The 22,547-nt window shown below is 54.3% G+C and carries 20 protein-coding genes, 1 tRNA gene and 2 pseudogenes; 12 read left to right on the top strand and 11 right to left on the bottom strand.

The features are described from left to right. The first annotated feature begins 9 nt into the window (after window positions 1–9). The gene (gene lysS / locus L370_RS19315; RefSeq protein WP_023333300.1) at window positions 10–1,527 is read left to right on the top strand and encodes a lysine--tRNA ligase; all 1,518 of its coding nucleotides are present in this window, start codon (window positions 10–12) and stop codon (window positions 1,525–1,527) included. Between the two features lie 40 nt (window positions 1,528–1,567). Here the strand turns inward: lysS and idi are convergent, their stop codons facing one another. After that, complete coding sequence (idi, locus tag L370_RS19320; RefSeq protein WP_023333299.1) at window positions 1,568–2,110, bottom strand: isopentenyl-diphosphate Delta-isomerase; 543 nt, start codon at window positions 2,108–2,110, stop codon at window positions 1,568–1,570. Between the two features lie 163 nt (window positions 2,111–2,273). Between idi and actS the strand changes: the two genes are divergently transcribed. Then, the gene (actS, locus tag L370_RS19325; protein WP_023333298.1) at window positions 2,274–3,017 is read left to right on the top strand and encodes an amidase activator ActS; all 744 of its coding nucleotides are present in this window, start codon (window positions 2,274–2,276) and stop codon (window positions 3,015–3,017) included. An 80-nt stretch (window positions 3,018–3,097) separates the two neighbouring features. Then, window positions 3,098–3,171, top strand: a tRNA-Gly gene (locus L370_RS19330). Between the two features lie 443 nt (window positions 3,172–3,614). On the opposite strand, the gene L370_RS22435 is transcribed toward L370_RS19330, so the two are convergent. From L370_RS22435 to L370_RS23780, 3 genes and pseudogenes are all read right to left on the bottom strand, one after another. After that, complete coding sequence (locus tag L370_RS22435; RefSeq protein ID WP_071787425.1) at window positions 3,615–4,406, bottom strand: hypothetical protein; 792 nt, start codon at window positions 4,404–4,406, stop codon at window positions 3,615–3,617. 339 nt (window positions 4,407–4,745) lie between these two features. Next, window positions 4,746–5,207 (bottom strand): hypothetical protein, encoded by a 462-nt coding sequence (locus L370_RS19335; protein ID WP_023333297.1) that lies wholly within the window; start codon window positions 5,205–5,207, stop codon window positions 4,746–4,748. Between the two features lie 306 nt (window positions 5,208–5,513). Further along, window positions 5,514–5,684: pseudogene (locus tag L370_RS23780) on the bottom strand (integrase); the annotation flags it as partial. 24 nt (window positions 5,685–5,708) lie between these two features. On the opposite strand from L370_RS23780, the pseudogene L370_RS22420 reads away from it, so the two are divergent. Then, window positions 5,709–6,203 (top strand): annotated as a pseudogene (locus tag L370_RS22420) (transposase). 48 nt (window positions 6,204–6,251) lie between these two features. Here L370_RS22420 and L370_RS19345 read toward each other — a convergent pair. The 5 genes from L370_RS19345 to L370_RS19365 form a co-directional block, all read right to left on the bottom strand. Continuing rightward, entirely contained in the window at window positions 6,252–7,322 is a 1,071-nt protein-coding gene (locus L370_RS19345) for an ABC transporter ATP-binding protein (RefSeq protein WP_023333294.1), read from the bottom strand. Beyond that, the gene (locus L370_RS19350; RefSeq protein ID WP_023333293.1) at window positions 7,315–9,084 is read right to left on the bottom strand and encodes an ABC transporter permease; all 1,770 of its coding nucleotides are present in this window, start codon (window positions 9,082–9,084) and stop codon (window positions 7,315–7,317) included. The genes L370_RS19345 and L370_RS19350 overlap by 8 nt, the downstream gene beginning before the upstream one ends. A gap of 80 nt (window positions 9,085–9,164) precedes the next feature. Continuing rightward, window positions 9,165–10,253, bottom strand: coding sequence for an ABC transporter substrate-binding protein (locus tag L370_RS19355; RefSeq protein WP_023333292.1), 1,089 nt, complete (start codon window positions 10,251–10,253; stop codon window positions 9,165–9,167). Window positions 10,254–10,421: 168 nt separating this feature from the next. After that, a complete protein-coding gene (locus tag L370_RS19360) occupies window positions 10,422–11,117 on the bottom strand; it encodes a response regulator (protein ID WP_155858012.1) in 696 nt (231 codons plus the stop codon). After that, window positions 11,101–12,741: an ATP-binding protein gene (locus tag L370_RS19365; protein ID WP_023333290.1), complete on the bottom strand. Its 1,641-nt coding sequence runs from the start codon at window positions 12,739–12,741 to the stop codon at window positions 11,101–11,103. Before L370_RS19365 ends, L370_RS19360 begins: the two co-directional genes overlap by 17 nt. Window positions 12,742–12,917: 176 nt before the next feature. Between L370_RS19365 and yjdI the strand changes: the two genes are divergently transcribed. Together yjdI and L370_RS19375 are read left to right on the top strand one after the other, a co-directional pair. Continuing rightward, window positions 12,918–13,148, top strand: a complete 231-nt coding sequence (yjdI, locus tag L370_RS19370; RefSeq protein WP_008499689.1) for a 4Fe-4S mono-cluster protein YjdI — start codon at window positions 12,918–12,920, stop codon at window positions 13,146–13,148. Between the two features lie 10 nt (window positions 13,149–13,158). After that, complete coding sequence (locus L370_RS19375) at window positions 13,159–13,431, top strand: GNAT family N-acetyltransferase (protein WP_023333289.1); 273 nt, start codon at window positions 13,159–13,161, stop codon at window positions 13,429–13,431. A gap of 36 nt (window positions 13,432–13,467) precedes the next feature. Here the strand turns inward: L370_RS19375 and L370_RS19380 are convergent, their stop codons facing one another. Both L370_RS19380 and L370_RS19385 read right to left on the bottom strand, forming a co-directional pair. Then, entirely contained in the window at window positions 13,468–14,697 is a 1,230-nt protein-coding gene (locus L370_RS19380; protein ID WP_023309066.1) for an amino acid permease, read from the bottom strand. A 119-nt stretch (window positions 14,698–14,816) separates the two neighbouring features. Beyond that, window positions 14,817–15,278 (bottom strand): multidrug/biocide efflux PACE transporter, encoded by a 462-nt coding sequence (locus L370_RS19385; protein ID WP_023333288.1) that lies wholly within the window; start codon window positions 15,276–15,278, stop codon window positions 14,817–14,819. Window positions 15,279–15,383: 105 nt separating this feature from the next. On the opposite strand from L370_RS19385, the gene L370_RS19390 reads away from it, so the two are divergent. From L370_RS19390 to wzz(fepE), 6 genes are all read left to right on the top strand, one after another. Beyond that, the gene (locus L370_RS19390; protein WP_023333287.1) at window positions 15,384–16,250 is read left to right on the top strand and encodes a LysR family transcriptional regulator; all 867 of its coding nucleotides are present in this window, start codon (window positions 15,384–15,386) and stop codon (window positions 16,248–16,250) included. A gap of 93 nt (window positions 16,251–16,343) precedes the next feature. Further along, window positions 16,344–17,522 (top strand): acetyl-CoA C-acetyltransferase, encoded by a 1,179-nt coding sequence (locus tag L370_RS19395; protein ID WP_023333286.1) that lies wholly within the window; start codon window positions 16,344–16,346, stop codon window positions 17,520–17,522. A 236-nt stretch (window positions 17,523–17,758) separates the two neighbouring features. After that, window positions 17,759–18,595, top strand: coding sequence for a 5-dehydro-4-deoxy-D-glucuronate isomerase (kduI, locus tag L370_RS19400; RefSeq protein ID WP_023333285.1), 837 nt, complete (start codon window positions 17,759–17,761; stop codon window positions 18,593–18,595). A gap of 63 nt (window positions 18,596–18,658) precedes the next feature. Then, the gene (kduD, locus tag L370_RS19405; protein WP_023333284.1) at window positions 18,659–19,420 is read left to right on the top strand and encodes a 2-dehydro-3-deoxy-D-gluconate 5-dehydrogenase KduD; all 762 of its coding nucleotides are present in this window, start codon (window positions 18,659–18,661) and stop codon (window positions 19,418–19,420) included. A 312-nt stretch (window positions 19,421–19,732) separates the two neighbouring features. Then, window positions 19,733–21,148, top strand: a complete 1,416-nt coding sequence (locus tag L370_RS19410) for an arabinose-proton symporter AraE (protein WP_023333283.1) — start codon at window positions 19,733–19,735, stop codon at window positions 21,146–21,148. Between the two features lie 208 nt (window positions 21,149–21,356). After that, window positions 21,357–22,481: an LPS O-antigen length regulator Wzz(fepE) gene (wzz(fepE), locus tag L370_RS19415; protein WP_023333282.1), complete on the top strand. Its 1,125-nt coding sequence runs from the start codon at window positions 21,357–21,359 to the stop codon at window positions 22,479–22,481. Window positions 22,482–22,547 lie beyond the last annotated feature (66 nt).

Here is a 22,547-nt window from a genome sequence, read left to right as displayed (position 1 = left end):
GGAACCAACATGTCTGAACAACAAGCACAGGGCGCTGACGCGGTAGTCGATCTTAACAACGAACTGAAAACCCGCCGCGAGAAGCTGGCAGCGCTGCGCGAGCAGGGCGTGCCGTTCCCGAACGATTTTCGTCGTGACCACACCTCAGACCAACTGCACGCTGACTTCGACGCGAAAGAGAACGAAGAGCTGGAAGCGCTGAACATCGAAGTGGCCGTTGCAGGCCGCATGATGACCCGTCGTATCATGGGTAAAGCCTCCTTCGTGACCTTGCAGGACGTTGGCGGCCGTATTCAACTGTACGTTTCCCGTGACGACCTGCCGGAAGGCATCTACAACGAGCAGTTCAAGAAGTGGGACTTGGGCGATATCCTGGGCGCGAAAGGTAAACTGTTCAAAACCAAAACCGGTGAACTGTCTATCCACTGCACCGAGCTGCGTCTGCTGACCAAAGCCCTGCGCCCGCTGCCAGACAAATTCCACGGCCTGCAGGATCAGGAAGCGCGCTATCGTCAGCGCTACCTGGATCTCATCTCTAACGATGACTCCCGCAAGACCTTCAAAATTCGCTCCCAGATCATGGCCGGTATCCGCCAGTTCATGGTGAACCGCGACTTTATGGAAGTGGAAACCCCAATGATGCAGGTGATCCCTGGCGGCGCGTCTGCGCGTCCGTTCATCACCCATCACAACGCCCTGGACCTGGACATGTACCTGCGTATCGCGCCGGAACTGTACCTGAAGCGTCTGGTCGTCGGTGGTTTTGACCGCGTGTTCGAAATCAACCGTAACTTCCGTAACGAAGGTATCTCCGTTCGTCATAACCCAGAGTTCACCATGATGGAACTCTATATGGCGTATGCGGATTACAAAGATCTGATCGAGCTGACCGAATCCCTGTTCCGCACCCTGGCGCAGGATATTCTGGGCACCACGCAGGTTCCTTACGGTGAAGAAGTCTTCGACTTCGGCAAGCCGTTCGAAAAACTGACCATGCGCGAAGCGATCAAGAAATACCGTCCGGAAACCAACATGGCGGACCTGGATAACTTTGATTCTGCGAAAGCGATCGCCGAAAGCATCGGTATCAAGGTTGAGAAGAGCTGGGGTCTGGGCCGTATCGTGACCGAGATCTTCGAAGAAGTGGCCGAAGCGCACCTGATTCAGCCGACCTTCATCACCGAATACCCGGCTGAAGTATCTCCGCTGGCGCGTCGTAATGACGAGAACCCGGAAATCACCGATCGTTTCGAATTCTTCATCGGCGGCCGTGAAATCGGCAACGGCTTTAGCGAGCTGAACGATGCGGAAGACCAGGCTCAGCGCTTCCAGGACCAGGTTGACGCGAAAGCGGCAGGCGACGACGAAGCGATGTTCTTCGACGAAGACTACGTGACCGCGCTGGAGCACGGCCTGCCACCAACGGCAGGTCTGGGTATCGGTATCGACCGTATGGTGATGCTGTTCACCAACAGCCACACCATCCGTGACGTGATCCTGTTCCCGGCGATGCGCCCGGTGAAATAAGGCGTCAAGATGTAATAAAAAAGCCCCGAAAGGGGCTTTTTTATTGCGCCGCGAAGGCTTTGAGTTTTTCGCGGGCGGTCTTCGCTTCCATGACCATCCACGGGCTAAAGGCCCAGGGCGTCGCGTCCAGCGCGCGGAATAACGCGTCCAGCTCAACCCACTGATAGTCCATCACTTCATCTTCGTTTATCGTCACGTCATTGGTGATGCGGGCAGCAAATACCGGACAAATTTCATTTTCCACGATCCCCGACGGGTCGGCTTCCCGATAGCGAAATTCAGGGGCGACGGCGGTGATATCGGCCAGTTCAGCGCCCACTTCAAAGCGGCAGCGGCGGATTATCGCCTGTACCGTCTCTTCGCCGGACTGCGGGTGGCCGCAGACGGAGTTGGTCCAGACGCCGGGCCAGGCTTTTTTGCTTAAGGCGCGTCGGGTGATCAGACATTCGCCGTTTGCGTTAAAAAGCCAGGACGAGAAAGCCAGATGCAGCGGGGTATGTAAGGTGTGCGCGGCATATTTTTCCTGAGTGCCAATCACCATTCCCTGGTCGTTTACCAAAATAACGTGTTCTTGAATACTCATTGATGCTCCAGTGCCAAAATGCCGAATGGTTCGGCACCATCAGCCGGATCATTATACTGCATTCTTATACGAACGGTTTGGCTCGTAGAGCGGAAAAGGGCATGACCCATATTCGTTTTGGCTGTTATCATAGTGCGCCATTCACGCTGACCGAGGGTCTGTTTTGTTTGCAGGAAGCCTGACGAAAAATCCCATTACCGCCATTTTTTGCCTGACGCTGACGCTATTACTGGCGGGCTGCTCAGGAAGCAAATCATCAGATATGGGCAGCTATTCCGGTTCGGTCTATACCGTTAAGCGCGGGGATACGCTGTACCGGATTTCGCGCGCAACGGGGACCAGCGTGAAGGATCTGGCGCGGCTGAACAATCTCTCTCCACCCTACACCATTGAGGTGGGGCAGCAGCTGAAGGTGAGCGGCGGATCGTCCTCGGGTAAAAAATCCTCTTCGAAAGGCAAAACCGCCAAAGTGACGCCGTCCTATCAGGTGCCGCAATCGTCCTGGCCGCCGGTCGGTCAACGCTGCTGGATCTGGCCTGCCAGCGGTAAAGTGGTCGCCCCTTACTCACTCTCTGAAGGTGGCAACAAGGGAATTGATATCGCCGCTGCGCGCGGTACGCCGGTTTATGCCTCCGGGGCAGGGAAGGTGGTTTACGTGGGTAACCAGCTGCGCGGCTACGGTAACCTGATCATGATTAAGCATGGCGAAGACTACATCACGGCCTATGCGCACAACGACACGATGCTGGTCAACAACGGGCAGAACGTCAAAGCCGGGCAGAAGATTGCCACTATGGGCAGCACCGGTACGGACGCGGTGAAGCTGCATTTCCAGATTCGCTATAAGGCGACGGCCATCGATCCGCAGCGTTATCTTCCTGCACCCGGCAGCAAACCGAAGTGCTAAGTGATTATTTAATCGCCGGTTAGTTGTGAAGAGGCTTGTATGAAGGTGTGTAAGGTCTATAATGCCTTACGCACCTCAAAGCGGGCGTAGTTCAATGGTAGAACGAGAGCTTCCCAAGCTCTATACGAGGGTTCGATTCCCTTCGCCCGCTCCAGAACTCTTCCCTTGTGGCAAAAATTCAATAAAAGTCTTTGTTTTCAAAAAGTTATTCAACATAAGTTGTCGTTATCGTTCTACCAATGAATGGCAAACTATCACCACAAGATACGCTGTTAGTTGTCACAATTGTCTAAAACTAGGGTGAAGGGGAAAGGCTGGGGAAAGCCAGCCTTTGGCGGTCATCTCACTTTCTTGAAAATGAGCAGAATCAATACGGTAGAAACGAAGTAACCGAAGAGCGAAACATCAATCAGCCTGTCGTAGTACTGATCAAACTCAGCAGCCACAGCATTACAGGCTTCAATAGTGATCGTCTTTTCGTTAAGTATGTCAGTGTATTTTCTCGTTATCCCATAATCTAATATATTGACCAAAATAGAAGCTATATAGAGGAAAGAGATCGTGATTATGCTTCCCCATCGAATGAAACATTTTGTTCTACTCTTCAAGGTCATATGAGCCACCCAAGAATCCCCCAACCGTACCGCCAGAATAGCCAGAAGCTGAACCTAATGTTGAGGCTCCCGCTGCAAGGTTTTTCTCCATAGTGTCTTCTTCACCAAGTGTGTAATTATCTATGTTTGGATACTGCTCTTTGAATTCATTAGTGACTTCAGTTACTTGCATTGAGATTATGCTGCTGCTTTTGCGCATAAGATAATTTTGCAGAGATAAAGGCACTGCAAAATCTTCCTCGCCTTCAATCGGTAATTGCGTTGTAGTCGATGTGTAGCTTGTTTCGAAAATGTTTGATCCAGATTTACGTATTACCTGAACAGTATGAGTTGTACAATTGCTACCAGTCAGATCATAGACGTCAATTACTCTTCCCCTGCGTTTGGTTCTTTCACCCATTTTCTCCGTAGGGATTAGTTTTGCTCCTGAGTTCCATAGATTTTCAAACAATGAGCGTGTCTCCAGTATGGATGCATCATCAATCTTGAATGCTCGAGCATTAACTTTATAAAGTTCTTCACGGTAGTAGCTACGAGCATCCTCTCCAGTAAAGAAGTTAAGTATTCCATCGCCTGTAAAGTTAGCTGGCCCTCTTCGACCAAAGCGTCCGTAGGTATAAACATAAATTGAGTTGTTTTCATGTACGGAAACGAAAGCATGCCCTGCGTCTGTGATTTCAGTCCAGATGTAAACGCCATTCAATAACGGGTTATCTTTTGGCTTGCAGGTGTTAGCAAAGGTGTTTTGCTTCTTCGCTGCCTGTGCATGTTGCACTGGCTCTACGGGCGCTGTCGCCCAAGAAGGGGTATTAACCTCAACAGTGTCTGGGGCAATGAGGAAGTTTGTTCCCCTTGGACATCCACAATGAATCTCTGAACTGCCACGCCTTCTTCGTTTGATACGCGATAATCTCCGCTAACTATTACCCCCACTTCCCCGCATTTAGGGCATGGCGTGGTTTCGTCACCGATATAGAGTTTCAGCTTTCCCATGACAGTGAAGCCGGGGCGGGTAGCGATACATTCTGAGCCTGTAGAAGTTTTATCTCCATGTAGGCCAACATTCTTACCGTGAATGATGCAACCTCTGTGTTCCGATGCCATAGTGACCGCCTTATTTCAGAAAGTTTTCTGGTAACGATTCACCTGCTCGAACTACTTTTCTTCCTGCATTTTGTGGGCAGCTAATAATTTCATCGCCGTTATCCAGCGAGCTACCAACTAGGGCAATAGATTCGCCTGGTGTGTTTCCCGCACCATTGGTAATCTTCGCGGACGTTCCATCTGGATAACGCACTTCATCGCCAACACGAGACACGTTTAGCATTGTGCCGTCATCAAGTTTGATCTGCCGTCCGTTATATTCACTGAAAACTTTCCCACCATTACGTGTCAAGCTGCCCTCTGCCGCGATCAGATAAGCTGCTATAACAGGGTGAGCTGGATTATAGGCGTTTCTTTTAGCGATCAGATTACGGGCTTCTTCGTTCATTTCCGCGAGCTGTTCGGCTGTGAATGGTAGCTGGTCAAATGCTGCCAGCATTTCGTCGGTGGGTTCATTGGTGTGCTGCTTCATAAGTCCCTCTACTTGCTACAGAAATAATTTCAGTGGCTATTTTACAAACAATAACCATATTAACAACAAGCATTAGACTTAAGCGAAACTATGTTTCGTAACAACCAGTAAAGGGGTTAGTCCTCCTTGAATGTCCTGGTGTATTTGCACTGCTCGGACGGTCTGATCGTCACTTTCTCCGTGTAATTGGCGTTGGAATAGACTCAAATCCGCGCGTTATCTGTCTCCTGTTCGTCTGTCAAAGTTAATGTGATCGCTGCATGGGCGAGGGCTGGCAATAGCGCCAGCGTCAGCACAATTAAGTCTTTAATGTTGACACCATTCTAAAGAAAACTGTTTTGTTAAATCGTCCTGCACGTCCTGACCATACCCGATGTAATACATCGTTGAGCGTGGATTTGTGTGTCCTGGGAAATGGGCGATTGTCTCTAAAGCCCCCGCATCGAACATTACACGCCCACGGCTTTTACGTGGTGTACCCGTAATGGCTATTAGTCGAAAATCCTGCTTTACTATGATGGCGAGATTAAGCTGAACACGCCGCGCGATCCTGAAAATACCTTTAAACCTCAGCTAATTAAGAAAAACCAGACGGGTATCACGCAGATGGATAGCCAGATTTTATCCCTCTACGCCAAAGGCATGACCACACGTGAAATCGTCGCCACCTTCAAAGAGATGTACGACGCGGATGTGTCACCCACGCTGATATCTAAAGTTACAGATGCCGTAAAAGAGCAGGTTATTGAGTGACAAAACCGGCAACTGGATGCGATGTATCCCATTGTTTATATCGGCTGTTTTGTCGTAAAAGTCCGTCAGAATGGCCGCGTAATCGACAAAGCGGTTTTTCTGGCGCTGGGTATCAATACCGAAGGTCAGAAAGAATTACTGGCTGAGCGTGCTGACGGAGCTGAAGAGTCGTGGCATGCAGGACACCTGATAGCCTGCGTGGACGGTCTGAAGGGCTTCCCGGATACGATAAACAGCGTCTAGGCGCATCTGAAAAACCTCCGGCTATGCCGGAGGATGTTTATTTCACATTCACCCTTTCGGGAACACCCACACATGCTTCTCCGGCAGCGAAAGATGGCAGTGCTGCGGATCCCGAACCTCATGCCCATACGCACGGATGACAAAATCATCCCCCACCGTGCGGAACAGGTACTCCCAGCGGTCGCCGAGGTACATGCTGGTGAGCAGCGGCAGCTCAAGCTGATTTTCCCCTGGCCCCTCGACCACCGCCACGCGCTCGACGCGGATCACCGCCGTGGCTTCTTCACCGCTCTGCACTCCTTCACCGGCCTGGCCCCACAGCACCCAGCCTTTTCCTTCGATGCGCGCTTTGCCGTCGCGCACTTCGGTGACCTTGCCGTGCAGGCGGTTGTTGCTGCCCATAAACTCGGCGGTAAACAGCGTTTTCGGCGAGCCGTACATCTCCTGCGGCGTGCCCTGTTGCTCAATTTTGCCGTTGTTGAGCAGCAGGATGCGGTCGGATATGGACATCGCTTCGTTCTGGTCGTGCGTCACCATCAGTGCCGATAGCCCGAGCTTGATAATCAGCTCGCGCAGGAACACGCGGGCCTCTTCGCGCAGCTTGGCGTCGAGGTTAGAGAGCGGTTCGTCCAGCAAAATCACCGGCGGGTTGTACACCAGCGCCCGGCCAATCGCCACGCGCTGCTGCTGCCCGCCGGAGAGCTGGTGCGGGTGACGTTTGCCAAGATGGCCCAGACCCAGCTGGTCCAGCACGTCCTGCACGCGCTGCTGGATCTCTTTGGCCGGGACTTTGCGCAGCTTGAGCGGATAGGCCACGTTCTCAAACACGGTCTTGTGCGGCCACAGGGCATAGGACTGGAATACCAGCCCCAGGTTACGCTCTTCCGCCGGGACCTCACTGCGCGGCGTGCCGTCGTAAACTTTATTATTGCCAATCACAATGGACCCCTGCGTCGGTTTTTCCAGACCCGCGACGGCGCGGAGCAGGGTGGTTTTACCGCTGCCGGAGGGGCCTAACAGGGAGACCACTTCGCCGCGCTTCAGGTTCATGGAGACACCTTTTAAAACAGGATTGTCGCCGTAGGTTAAGTGCAGATCGTCAACCGCTAATTCAATCATGTATTTTCACTCCGAAACGAAGGGCAATGCCCAGACCTACCACGACCAGCAGGATGTTAATGAAAGAGAGCGCCGCCACGATATCAATCGCACCCGCGGCCCAGAGGGAAACCAGCATCGAGCCGATGGTCTCCGTGCCGGGTGAAAGCAGGTACACACCCGTTGAGTATTCGCGCTCAAAGATCAGGAACATCAGCAGCCACGAACCGATAAGACCGTAGCGGGAGAGCGGAATGGTGACGTGGCGGGTGATCTGCCCGCGCGTCGCCCCGGTGCTGCGCGCCGCTTCCTCAAGCTCCGGCCCCACCTGCAGCAGCGTGGAAGAGATAAGTCTAAGCCCGTAAGCCATCCACACCACGGTATAGGCCAGCCAGACGCTGAAAATGGTGCTGCGCAGCGAACGCAGCCAGACGATGACGTTTTCACGCATCCAGTCGGTCCAGGCGAACCCGGAAAGCCAGCCGGATTTCAGCGAGTTATCCAGCCACATTGGCAGGAACAGGAACACCCACAGGAACGCCAGACCCGCCAGCAGGCCAGGCACGGCGCGCGGCACCAGCACGCTGTAGTCCAGGAAACGCGTGGTGTTATCCGGCTTACGGTGCATGGCAATGCCGACAAACAGGTAGCACACCACGGCCAGCGCGCCGCCAATGACGCCAATCGCCATGGAGTTGACGATGGCGCGCAGCAGGTTGGGCTGCGCCCAGATGGTGCGGAAGGTGTTCAGAGAAAGCTCGTCCCACAGCGAAACGCCCACGCCCCAGTTGGAGATAAACGCGCGCAGCACCACGCCGAGCAGCGGAACGCCGATGGTGACGGTGAGCCAGAAGGCAATCACCGCGCCAGCCACCCAGCGCCATTTACCCAGCGGCAGCGCGCGGGCCTGAGAGGCCTTACCCTTCATGGTGACGAAGCGGTTGGCGGTGCGCATCAGGCGACGCTGGAGCATCACCAGCGGGATGGTGATGCAGATCAGCACCACGGCAACCGCCGCCATCAGGTTATAGGATGGGGTGCCCATCTTGTTCGTTAGCTTATAGAGATAGGTCGCCAGCACCATGTTACCTTCCGGGTCGCCGAGCACCAGCATCAGGCCAAACACTTCCAGCCCGAGGAAGAACAGCAGCACGGTGGCGTACAGAATGGACGGGCGCACCATCGGCAGGCTGACGGAAGTCATCACCTGCCAGGGCGACGCCCCCGCGGTGCGCGCGGCTTCTTCCACGTCGGAGCCCACGCTGCGCAGCGCTGACGAGATATACAGATAGGCGTGCGGGACGTGCGTCAGGCCGGCGATGACCACAATGCTCGACATGTCGTAGATATTCCACGGCACAAACCCAATCAGCGCCTGAGCCCACTGGGAGAGAAAGCCCACCGGACCGGCGGCCACCACGTAGCCGAAGCCCAGCACCATCGGTGAAACGAAAATCGGGACCAGGATCAGCGGCTCAATCAACCGGCGGCCGGGCAGGTCGGTACGCACCATCAGAAACGCCAGCACGCCGCCCAGCGGAATGGAGATAAAGACCAACCCGAAAGCAAGAATAAAGCCGCTTTTCAGGGCTTTATAAAAATCAGGGTCGGTGAAAATAAATTCAAATGATTCAAAGCTCCACTCTTTTGACGGCGAAAAGAACGGGGCGGACAGGAAGCTCTGTATCACGATAAACGACAGCGGCGTGTAGATAACCAGGGCGGTTATCAGCACGACGATGCCTCGCGGCAGGCTTTGCCACTTTCTGCGTAATGTATTCATGGGGTATCCCTGGTGTTGCAGCCCAGACAAACGAACTCAGTCGATAAGGGAGCGCGGCGGCCTGCGCCGCGCTCAGACGCTTATTTACCGGCGGCGGTACGCCACTCTTTGATGTACTCCAGGCGTTTTTTCGGCTGCAGGTATTCCAGCAGCGTTTCATCAACCGGGATCGGCTTCAGCGCGTTGCCGAGGATTTTGGTCAGGCCGTCGATATCATTTTTCCCTTCGATATCGTTACGAATGGAGGGAATGTCTGCCTGATTGGCCAGAATGTTTTGCCCTTGTTCAGACAGCACATAGTCCAGCCACAGCTTCGCGGCGTTGCCGTTTTGCGCCTGCTGGCTGATGAACGACACGCGCGACAGCACCAGGGTGTAATCTTTTGGATAGGAAATGCCGAGCGACGGATCGTTCTTCGCACGCGCTTCCGCGTAGGAGCCGAGGATGTTGAAGCCGATCAGGTTTTCACCGGAGGAGACACGCTCCATCATGGTGCCGGTAGACGACTGTACCGATAAGCCACCTTTGGCGACGTCAGCCAGGGTTTTAAAGTAGTTAGGATCGGCGTTGTGATCCTGAACCGAGAGCATAAAGCCCAGGCCCGATTTTTCGATGTCATAGGTGGTGACTTTGCCCTTGAATTTGTCCGTCTGGCTGGCAATCAGCTTCGCCAGCGCGGCGTGAGAGTCCGGCACGTCACCGGCCGGGATCAGGCGCTTGTTGTAGATAAAGACCACCGGCTCATAGGTAGTACCGTACGCCTTATCTTTCCAGACCGCCCATTTCGGCAGCTGGCTTTGCTCCGGAGATTTGTACTCCATGGCGTAGTCGGTGGCGAGCTTCAGGCCGGTGTCCATCGAGGAGCTCCAGACCACGTCGCCGCTCACCCCACCGGAGGCCTGTTCGCTGATGAAACGGTTGTACAGCTCGGTGCTGTTCATGTCGTTGTATTCGACTTTAATGCCCGGGTAGGTTTTTTCGAAGCCCTGGATCAGCGGCCCGGCGGCTTTGATGTCGGTGGTGGAGTAAATAACAACCTTGCCCTCTTTCGTTGCGGCATCAACCACTTTTTGATACTCGGCAGGATACCCCTGCGGCAGGGCAGACAGTGCAGAAGCAGAGAACAGTACAGTAGCGGTAAGCAGAGAAATTCGGAATGTGTTCGACATTATAGTTAACCTTTTAGTTACATTTGAGGAACTAATTGTCAACATAGCGTATCGGGCTCCACCCACAATAGGGGGGAGCGGGTAATGATTCCGAAGTGTGATTGTCGCCGTCGTTTCAGCAATTAACACCATAAAATCCGCGAACGTTAGCCTGTGAACGGTTCTGGATTACGGTTTATCGGGCGCTTTGCGGTATAACCTTCGCGGATGACCAATATTGCCATACAGCATTTCGACGCTGATTAACCCGCTCTCCACACAGTATTCAAGGTAGCGACGTCCCGTGGTTTTGCTGATCCCCACGTTTTCCACCACCTCTTCGACCGACATCGCGTTGTCAGGACACTCGGCGAACAGGCGTTTAATCCGTTCCAGCGTTTGGGGTTCAATGCCCTTTGTCGACGGCGTAATGGAGGCTTCCGCAGCAGGCAGATTAAACAGGCGATCCAGCGCATGCTGGTCGACCACCTTCACCTGCTGCACGGTGTGGATGAAGCGCATAAACCGCTCCAGCGAAGCGTGCAGGCGCTGGAAAAAGACGGGTTTAATCAGGTAGTCAAATGCGCCGCTGCGCATGGCGTGGCTGCAGGTCTGCATATCGCTGGCGGCGGTGATGAAGATCACCGAACACTCATAGCTTTTCAGAAGCGGGTTATCGATGAGCTCCACGCCTTTACCATCCGGGAGATAGTTGTCCAGCAGGATAAGCCGCGGCTGATATTGGCGGATCAGGACGTGCGCCTGCTCAATCGACGCGGCGATGCCCACCACGCGCAAATGAAAATTTTGCTCGATATACTCGCGATGCAGCTCCGCCAGGTGCGGCTCATCCTCAACGATCACAACGTCAAGTGGTCGGGTCATGCTGTTGCCCATTTGGAATAAACACAGAAAAAATAGTGCCCTGCGGCGCGTTGTCGGCAATCTCAATACTGCCGCCGGCCTTGTCGATATATCCTGCCACCAAAAACAGGCCAATACCGTGCTCGGTACCCACAATGTCGTTTTCGCTGTCCGGTTTGCTGCTGAACCCCTGGCGGAAAATATGCGGCTTCAACGCATCGTCCACCCCGCAGCCCCGGTCGGCTACCTCAATCAGCAGCTCCTGGTTACGGTCAGAAATGTAGAGTTCTACCGGCGCGTGGACCGGCGCGTTGAGGGTCGCCTCCACGGCGTTGTCCAACAGGTTACCAATAATGGACATCAGCTCCGTTTCACTCAGCGCGGCAGGCATGCGGGTGAGCTGGCAGGCGGGGTCAAACAGCAGCTCGATGCCTTTTTCGCGCGCGCTGACGTATTTTCCGAGCAGCAGCCCGCACAGCGCCGGAGAGACAAAATGGGCCGAGACAAAGTCCAGCACGCGCTGCGCGCCTTCTGACTGCACCTGGATGTAACGGATGGCCTCGTCATAGTGTTTCATCTGCAGCAACCCGACCAGAGTTGCGGTCCAGTTCAGCTGTTCGTGGCGCATAATGCGCAGGTTGTCCGCATAGCGTTTGATCTGGCTGAGCTGGCTGCTGAGCGTGTTAATGTCATTTTTGTCGCGAAAGCTGTACACCCAGCCGCTTTCAACGCCCGGTTCGACCTCAATCGCTACGCGGTTGACGATCACCTCCCGCTGGTTCAGCACCGCAATCTGGTCGTGGCTCCCGCTGCTCACCGAGGCGTAGCGCTGGGATAAAAAGCCCGGCGACGTTTGCAGAATGTCTTCCAGCGGTTTGCCGATGAGGTCTTTCTCGCTTTGCCGAATATCCAGCATTTCTCGTGCCGCGCGGTTAATTAAAATCAGCTGCTTCTCGCCATTAACGGCAAATACCCCTTCGTACATGGCTTCTAATAGCGCGCGCTGCTGCAAAACCAGCTGAGCGATATCTTTTGGCTCCAGTCGGAACATCTGTTTTTTGAGGTTGCGGGTAAACAGCCAGGAGAAAATAAACAGCAGCAGCAGAAGCGCAGCACCGTACAACCCGGACTGCCAGAGAATGCGGGCGTTAATATTGGCGATATACGAGGTCAAATAGCCGACGGAGACAATGCCAATCACCTGATGCTGCGCGTTGAAGATGGGCGCCTTGCTGCGTAGCGACACGCCAATCCCGCCCTGGCGCACGGAAATAATGGTTTTACCCTTTAACACCTCCGCGTTATCCCCGCCGATCATCGGTAAATTAATACGCTCCGGGGATTCTGAATGGTAAAGGTGCTGTTCCTCGGTATCACCAATCACAATATAGCTGGCATCGCTTTCGGCGCGCAGGGGCTGAATTAATCGGGCGATGCCGGGGATATCTCTGGCCGCAACCATTGCCGCCAGACCCGGCATCAGCGCGATCTGGCTGGCCTGAACCCGGGCGCGTTGGCCGAGATCGTGATGGAGCTGTCGGTCAATAAAATGAAACAGGATTGTTCCCAGCAGAACTAACAGCAGGCAGGAGAAGCACACCAGCGCTAAAAACAGCTTTACCTGAAAAGAGAGTCTGCGTTTCATTCAACCTGCGGAAGTTATGTAAAAGTGACATTTACGGAGCCTGACATGTGCCAATAGCGGACGCAATCTGGCGAGAAAAGAGTTGTGACCTGGCTTTTCGTTTTCAGCGTGATAGCCATCAGGATCCCGTAAGGCTATGCTTCATTCAGCACCATAATAATTACAGAGGCAATGTCATGGATAAAGAACTACTGGATGCGGGTTACCGGGCCTATACCGGCGAGAAAATTGACGTTTACTTCAATACCGGGATCTGCAAACACTCAGGTAACTGCGTGCGTGGGAGCGCAAAGCTGTTTAATCTGAAACGTAAGCCGTGGATTATTCCCGATGAAGTGGACGTTGAAACGGTTGTACGCGTGATTGATACCTGCCCGAGCGGTGCGCTGAAGTATCGCCAAAAATAAGCGAGGAACCATGGAAATTCTGGAAGGCCATAACAAGTTTTACGTGAACGATGCGAGCGGCAACCAGGTCGCGGAGATTGTCTTTGTACCGACCGGCGAGCACCTGAGCATTATCGAGCACACCGATGTGGATGAGAGCCTGAAAGGGCAGGGCGTTGGTAAACAGCTGGTGGCGAAAGTGGTGGAGAAGATGCGCGGTGAGAACCGTAAAATTATTCCGCTGTGCCCGTTCGCGAAACATGAGTTTGATAAAACGCGCGAGTATGACGATATTCGGGCGTAAATCACGCGCCCGGCAGCACGCCGGGCACGAGCACGTTTAGCCGACAAACATCACCGACACGCACAGCACGCCGACGATCAGCGTCAGCAGGTTGCCAATGGAACGATACTGTTTCAGGGAGGGGATCAGATACGTCGACAGCGTCGGCATGATAAACAAGATCATGGCGATAAGCGGGCCGCTGATGGCGTAAATCATCGAAATGGCGTTCGGGTTAATGCAGCAGACGGCAAAGGTGATTAACGACACTCCCATAATGGAAATCGCGCGGTTAAAGGCGCGGCTCTTTTTCACGCCCACCTGATTAAGCGACGACTTCACGATCTCCGTCGCCCCTTCAATCACCCCAAAATAGGTGCCGAGGAACGATTTCGACATCGCAATAATCGCCACGATAATCCCGGAAATGCCCAGCCACGCCGGTGAAGAAGGCATCATCGACAGCGCGGACAGGATCGTCACCCCTTGCTCTTTGGCCGCCACAATATACGACGGCGGAATAGAGAGCAGGCAGCTGAAGACAAAGAACAGCACGCTCAGGCAGATAATCAGGTACGCCACCTTCATGATTTTCTTGCATTTATCCATGGCACCGTCGGCAAATTTCTCGCGGCGATCAACGGCAAACGTGGAGATAATCGGGGTATGGCTGAAAGCAAATACCATCACCGGAATCGAAATCCAGACCTGATGCAGGGTATGGCGATCGACGGCCATCTGGCTGGTCAGCAGCGAGGGTTGCCAGCTGCCAATCAGGTAGAGCGAGACAAACAGGAAATAGGCGATCAGCGGAAACACCAGGAAGCCCATCACTTTTATCGTGATATGCCGTCCCATCAGGAAGATCAGATTCAGAACCAGCACCACGCCCAGGCTTACCAGCACGCGAACGGCGGTATCCACCGTCAGGTGTTTTGCCAGCTGTTCCGTTAACGAGTTGGTGATGGCCACCGCATAAATCTGCACCACCACAAAGAAGGCGATGAAATAGAGCGTGGTGATCAAATTGCCAATCTTCCTGCCGTAGTAGTGCGAGACGGCGCCGGTGATCCCTTCATTGCCTTTTGTTTTTGACGACAGGATAAACTGCGCCAGCGCGCGGTGCGGCCAGTAGGTTAAGGGGTAGGCCACGAGGGCGGTAATAAACAGGACAATAGCGCCTGCGGAGCCCAGCTGAATGGGCAAGAACAGCGTTCCTGCGCCCACGGCCGTGCCATAGAGAGCGAAACTCCAGAGAGTCTCATCTTTTGACCAAATTTTCGACATTAGAGCAACGTTTCAACTATCAAACCATCAGAATGGCGTGCAATTTACCATAGTTATGCCTGGAGAGCGCAGTTGCTTCGATGGCGTTTGGCCGGAACAGGCGTCCGGCCAGAGGGCGTTTAGCCAGCCAGAGCGCGTCGTTGCTGGCGACGCTTAAGAAATTTCTCGCGAAGGCAATCGTACGCCCAGTTATAGAACATGGTGTACGGCAGGAAGAACAGGAAGAAACCTATCTCAAGTGTGAATGCCTGAAGCAGGGTGACGCCAAGCACGGCGGCGACAATCGACACGCCAATCACGATAAACCCGCATTCGAACCCCAGCGCATGCAGCGCGCGCACTTTTGCCGTACGTTTGACGCGCTGAACCGGCCAGAAACGGTCGAAGCCGAAGTTATAGATAATGTTCCACAGCATGGCGGTAGTGGCCAGGATAATGGTCAACCCGCCCATCTCCACCACGGAACGCTGCATAAGCCACGCCGCGGTGGGGGCGAGGATCGCCGTCGCAATCCCTTCAAAACAGACCGCATGAAAGATCCGCTCCGGCAGTTTACGTTGGAGTGCATCCTGATGTTGCATAGTCATAGACCTCATTAATTCGCCGGTATGGGCGTTGATGCGGCCTATTTTCATCGCTAAAGATGATATGTTAAAGATAGTATCCATCGTAAAAGTAGATAGGTTATGCGCTATTCACCCGAAGCCCTTAATGCGTTTGTCGAGACCGTTGCGGCCGGCTCTTTTTCGGCTGCCGCACGCCGGCTGCGTAAAAGCCAGTCGACGATCAGCACGTCCATTGCCAATCTTGAGGCCGATCTCGGTTTCGAGCTGTTTGACCGCTCGGCGCGCCAGCCGGTGTTAACGGCCCAGGGGGAACAGGTGCTGGGCTACGTGCAGGCCATCCTGGCCGCCAGCACGCGACTGGACGAGCTGGCGGTGTCGCTCACGGCGCAAACGGAGGCGCGTCTGACGTTTGTCCTTTCCGATACCCTCAACCCGGACGTGCTGGAAGATATGATGAAACAGTTTGACGCGCGTTTTCCCCATACGGAATTCGAATGTCTGATTGGCGAGGAAGAGGACGTGATCGATCTGCTGCAAAAGGAGCGCGCGCAGATTGGCCTGACGGAAGCGCGAGACAGCTACCCCACGGATATCGGCGCCACCCGCCTGCCGATGCAGACCCGCATGGCGATCTATGTCGCGACCACGCACCCGCTGGCCGGTCAGGATGACGTTCAGCATGACGAGCTGCACGGCTGGCGCGAGCTGCGGCTGAGCACCTACCTTGAGCGCGAGGCAGAAATCGCGCGCGGGCCCGTCTGGTCTGCACCGAATTACCTGTTACTCTTGAGTATGGCGGTACAGGGATTTGGCTGGTGCGTATTGCCGTGTGCGCTGGTGGATGAATTTGCCGCTGCGAAATCCCTGGTACAGCTCAATGTTCCCGGCTGGCCGCGGGCGATCGGCATCGATCTGCTGTGGAATAAACGATCCCCTCCTGGTGTTGCCGGAAGCTGGCTGCGGCAGTATCTGCAGGATGCGCGCTGATCCTTGTGATTAAACTCACTATTTTTAAACAATTAAGATAATTGCCAGTAACAATCCTCTACTATCGTCATGTCATTTAACACAGAGGTCGTGATGAAAGATGTCGTAATAGTGGGTGCGTTGCGTACAGCTATCGGCTGTTTTCAGGGAGCGCTTGCGCGTCACTCGGCGGTTGACCTGGGGAGCGTGGTGGTAAAAGCGCTGGTGGAACGTAGCGGGATCGCAGCACATGAAGTTGATGAGGTGATCCTGGGACAGGTTCTCACGGCCGGAGCCGGGCAAAACCCTGCGCGTCAGGCGGCGCTGAAGGGCGGGTTGCCCAATACCGTCTCCGCTATCACCATTAACGACGTCTGTGGCTCAGGATTAAAAGCGCTGCATCTCGCTACGCAAGCTATTCAGTGTGGTGAAGCGGATGTAATCATTGCGGGCGGGCAGGAGAATATGAGCCGCGCGCCGCACGTATTGACCGACAGCCGTACCGGCGCGCAGTTGGGCAACAGTCAGCTGCTCGACAGCCTGGTGCATGACGGGCTGTGGGATGCGTTCAATGACTACCATATGGGCGTGACGGCGGAAAACCTGGCGCGCGAGTACGGCATCAGCCGTGAGGTGCAGGATGCCTATGCGCTAAGCTCGCAGCAAAAAGCGCGTGCGGCGATTGATTCAGGTCGTTTTCGCGACGAAATTGTCCCGGTCAGCACGCAGCGTCAGAGCGGCGAGCCTGTCGTTGTGGATACCGATGAACAGCCCCGCACCGACGCCAGTGCGGAAGGCCTGGCGAGGCTGAACCCGGCGTTTGAAATGCAGGGCTCGGTCACGGCGGGAAATGCCTCTTCTATTAACGACGGCGCTGCCGCCGTTATGATGATGAGCGAAAGCAAAGCCCTTGAACTCGATCTCCCCGTCCTGGCCCGCATTAAGGCATTTGCCAGCGTGGGTGTTGATCCTGCGTTAATGGGGATCGCCCCGGTCTACGCGACGCGCCGCTGCCTGGAGCGCGCGGGGTGGCAGCTTTCGGATGTGGATCTGATCGAAGTGAACGAAGCCTATGCCGCACAGGCGATCTCCGTCGGAAAAATGCTGGAGTGGGATCCGCTGCGGGTCAACGTGAACGGTGGGGCGATCGCGCTGGGGCACCCGATCGGGGCGTCCGGCTGCCGGATCCTGGTTTCGCTGGTCCACGAAATGAAAAAGCGCAATGCCCGCAAAGGGATTGCCACCCTCTGTATAGGCGGCGGGCAAGGGGTGGCGCTGGCCATCGAACGCTAATCTTTCCTCAGTGAAAATGACCTCCTCCGGGAGGTTTTTTTTCGTGTTCTTTTTCTCCCTGCGGCTTAATTGTGATCCGAACATCATTTCTGTTATAAACAAAAATAAAAAATGAAACGTTGTTTTAAATATAATTGAAAAGCCCGCTTTATGCCGATAGTATGTGTTCATTATGAAAAACGGAACGCTGTTTCGTTTATTTCCGCCTTCGGGCATGACCACATCTGGAGGTTACCGTGGACGTCAGAGAAAGCATCCACAGTGCGCACGCCAAAACGCTGGATACTCAGGGGCTGCGCAATGCATTTTTAGTCGAGCAGGTATTCGAGGCCGACAGGTACACCATGGTTTACAGCCATATCGACCGCATTATTGTGGGCGGGATTATGCCCGTCACGAACAGCGTCTCCGTGGGCGGTGAGGTCGGTAAACAGCTGGGCGTGAGCTATTTCCTCGAGCGTCGCGAGCTGGGGGTGATTAACATCGGCGGGCCGGGCACCATCACCGTAGACGGACAGTGCTATGAGATTGGCCACCGCGAGGCGCTGTACGTGGGTAAAGGGGCGAAAGACGTGGTCTTTGCCAGCATCGACGGCAGCAGGCCTGCGAAGTTTTACTACAACTGCGCGCCGGCTCACTCCACCTACCCAACCAAAAAAGTGACCCCGGCAGACGTCGCACCCGTGACGCTGGGCGACAACCTCACCAGCAACCGCCGCACCATCAATAAATACTTCGTGCCGGACGTGCTGGAGACCTGCCAGCTCAGCATGGGACTGACCGAGCTGGCGCCGGGCAACCTGTGGAACACCATGCCGTGCCATACCCACGAGCGCCGCATGGAAGTCTACTTCTACTTCAACATGGATGAGGACGCCTGCGTGTTCCACATGATGGGACAGCCGCAGGAAACCCGCCATATCGTGATGCACAACGAGCAGGCGGTGATTTCACCGAGCTGGTCAATTCACTCCGGCGTAGGGACGAAAGCCTATACCTTTATCTGGGGAATGGTGGGCGAAAACCAGGTCTTTGATGATATGGACCATGTTGCGGTCAGCGATCTGCGCTAGTCGCGGGCAGTGAAGCATAAACCTGCCTGTGAGTGACAGGCTCTGAAAGAGTAAGGAATAAACATGATTCTGGATGCATTCTCTCTGCAGGGAAAAGTGGCCGTGGTTTCCGGGTGTGACACCGGGCTGGGGCAGGGGATGGCGTTAGGCCTGGCGGAAGCGGGCTGCGATATCGTCGGGATTAATATCGTTGAACCGACTGACACCATCGAACGCGTGACGGCCCTGGGCCGCCGTTTCCTGAGCCTGACCGCTGACCTGCGTAAAATCGAAGCCATTCCTGGCCTGCTGGAGCGCGCTGTGGCGGAATTTGGTCATATCGACATTCTGGTGAACAACGCCGGGCTGATTCGCCGTGAAGACGCGATCGGCTTCAGCGAGCGCGACTGGGACGACGTGATGGATTTGAACATCAAGAGCGTATTCTTTATGTCACAGGCAGCGGCAAAGCATTTTATTGCGCAGGGGAAAGGCGGCAAAATCATCAATATTGCCTCTATGCTCTCGTTCCAGGGCGGCATCCGCGTGCCGTCTTACACCGCGTCCAAAAGCGCCGTAATGGGCGTGACCCGCCTGCTGGCAAACGAATGGGCGAAACATAACATCAACGTGAATGCGATTGCGCCAGGCTACATGGCGACGAACAACACGCAGCAACTGCGCGCAGACGAAGATCGCAGCGCGGCGATCCTGGAGCGTATCCCTGCGGGACGCTGGGGCCTGCCGAGCGATCTGATGGGGCCGGTTGTCTTCCTTGCCTCCTCCGCATCGGATTACATCAACGGCTACACCGTGGCTGTAGACGGCGGCTGGCTGGCGCGTTAATTCCACCTGTATTAAGAACCTCTGCCCATGGGCGGAGGTTTTTTTGCGCAAAAATTGGCTTAGTCCATATCGTTAAAGATGAAAAATCCATACTGAAAAATCATAAATGACGGCAATCACACTTTTATTGCTTAGATATTAACTGATTAGTAAAAATACGTGATTTTTCGCCACAAGTTGAAATTGTAATGTCCATCACAGAACCGTATGCCGTAGCGGAATAATCCATAACTTCGCGATTTCCGGCCTGACACTTTTCCTCGCTTTCTCGTAATTTCAGTTAACGAATTTTGCTGTTGAGGCAGGAAAAATATGACATCTATAAATGACTCTACCCTAATGCCCGCTGCGCTGCGTGATACTCGCCGCATGAACCAGTTTGTCTCCATTGCTGCCGCCGTGGCGGGCCTGTTGTTTGGGCTGGATATCGGCGTCATTGCCGGCGCATTACCGTTTATTACCGATCACTTTACCCTCAGTAACCGTCTGCAAGAGTGGGTGGTGAGCAGCATGATGCTCGGCGCGGCCATCGGGGCGCTGTTTAACGGCTGGCTATCGTTCCGCCTGGGGCGCAAATACAGCCTGATGGTCGGGGCAATCCTGTTCGTCGCGGGGTCGATCGGTTCCGCGTTTGCGACAAACGTAGAAGTGCTGCTGCTCTCCCGCGTGCTGCTGGGCGTGGCGGTGGGGATTGCCTCCTACACCGCGCCGCTTTATCTCTCCGAAATGGCGAGTGAGAACGTGCGCGGCAAGATGATTAGCATGTATCAGCTGATGGTCACGCTGGGCATCGTACTGGCGTTCCTGTCTGACACCTACTTCAGCTACAGCGGCAACTGGCGCGCAATGCTGGGCGTGCTGGCCTTACCGGCGCTGGTGCTGATCGTCCTGGTTGTTTTCCTGCCAAACAGTCCGCGCTGGCTGGCGCAAAAAGGGCGCCACGTGGAGGCAGAAGAGGTCCTGCGCATGCTGCGTGATACCTCGGAAAAAGCGCGCGAAGAGCTGAACGAGATCCGCGAAAGCCTGAAGCTGAAGCAGGGGGGCTGGGCGTTGTTTAAGATCAATCGCAACGTGCGCCGCGCGGTCTTCCTCGGCATGTTGCTGCAGGCGATGCAGCAGTTCACCGGCATGAACATCATCATGTACTACGCGCCGCGCATATTCAAAATGGCCGGGTTCACCACCACGGAGCAGCAGATGATTGCGACCCTGGTGGTGGGGCTGACCTTCATGTTCGCCACCTTTATTGCGGTATTCACCGTGGACAAAGCTGGCCGTAAGCCGGCGCTGAAAATTGGCTTCAGCGTGATGGCGCTCGGCACGCTGATCCTGGGCTATTGTCTGATGCAGTTTGATAACGGCACGGCCTCAAGCGGGCTTTCCTGGCTTTCTGTCGGTATGACCATGATGTGTATCGCAGGTTACGCGATGAGCGCCGCGCCGGTGGTGTGGATCCTGTGCTCCGAGATTCAGCCGCTGAAATGCCGTGACTTTGGCATCACCTGTTCCACGACCACCAACTGGGTGTCGAACATGATCATCGGCGCGACGTTCCTGACGCTGCTGGACGCGATTGGCGCAGCGGGAACGTTCTGGCTCTATACGGTGCTGAACGTCGCATTTATTGGCGTTACGTTCTGGCTGATCCCGGAAACCAAAGGCGTGACGCTGGAACACATCGAACGCAAGCTGATGGCTGGGGAGAAGCTGCGTAATATCGGCGTGTGATCGTCTGGCCTGTTTAAGCGTTTAATACAGTCAGAGTTGGTAAGACGGTGCTTTATTACAATAGTAACGTAATGAAACTCACTACCAACTCTGGCAGGGGGAGATAAATATAGGGATTTGAACTTAAGATAATTCTTAGGATAATGTATCATCGGACCACCGCTATTTTTTGCGCAAAATGAAACGCATCCTAAAAAGAAAAATGCCTATGTCTGAGATGGATATCAAAAAAAGCACCGATCTTGATTTTCCCCGTTATACCGCCCCGGCTTTAAGCGAAAAAGAGATAGATCTTCTGGGTATCTTTGCGCTCCTTCTGGCGGCGAAAAAACGTATCGCCACCATTATCTTTGCTTTCGCGCTGGTGGGGTTGGCCCTTTCATTTTTACTGCCGCAGAACTGGACCAGTAAAGCGGTGATCACGCCGGCAGAACAGGTGCAGTGGAACCCGCTGCATCAGATGATGGTGACGTTACAGGTACTTGATGTGGACGTGAAGATTACCCGTCCACAACTTTTCGATCTGTTTATTAAAAAGTTCCAGTCACAGTCATTGTTCGAAGAGTACATGACAACCTCTCCTTACGTGATATCGCTGTTGGATGGGGCCGAGGTTGATCCCATAGAACTGCACCGTGCGATAGACAACATTTCAGACCGATTGAAAGCGGTGAATAACGTTCAGACAAAAGACGTGGATAACGCCCCTTATGTTTCATGGACACTAAGCTTCTCAGCACCGACTGCCGCAGATGCGCAAGCCGTCCTGGCGGGATATATCGATTATATCGCGGCTATTGTTGAAAAAGAGACGGTGCAGAATATTCGCAACCAGATCGCCCTGAAAACGAATGTTGTTGAGCAGCAGCTGGAACTGGATCGCGTCCGTCTGACCAATATTCACAATGCCAACCTGCAGCGACTGAATTATTCGCTGGAAGTGGCAAATGCCGCAGGCATCAAGAAGCCGGTTTACAGCAACGGCCAAGCGGTGAAGGACGATCCTGATTACTCTGTTGCGCTCGGCGCTGACGGGATTGCGCAAAAGCTGCAGATTGAAAAAAATCTGAAGGACGTGACCGAGCTGAATGCAGATTTCCAGAACCGGGAATACCACCTCGCGCAGCTGAAAAAGCTTTCTTTTTCCGATGTTAAACTTGAGCCATTCAGGTATCAGCTTTCGCCTTCCATGCCGGTGAAAAAGGATGGCCCGAGCAAGGCCCTGATTGTCCTTCTGGCGGCGCTCATGGGGGGCCTGTTTGCCTGCGGTAGCGTTTTGCTGCGCGAGGCGATGCTCACCCGTACTCCGCTGACGGAGCCGGTGACGGAATAAACTCTGCAGTTTAAAAAAGGCGCTGAATAGAGCGCCTTTTTTTATTGGCGTTGGTTGTGCTAAAAA

The sequence above is a fragment of the Enterobacter sp. MGH 24 genome, assembly GCF_000493015.1.
Classification (GTDB): domain Bacteria; phylum Pseudomonadota; class Gammaproteobacteria; order Enterobacterales; family Enterobacteriaceae; genus Enterobacter.
The sequence above is the reverse complement of the archived record's forward strand: the minus strand, read 5'-3'. Positions and strand labels throughout refer to the sequence as shown.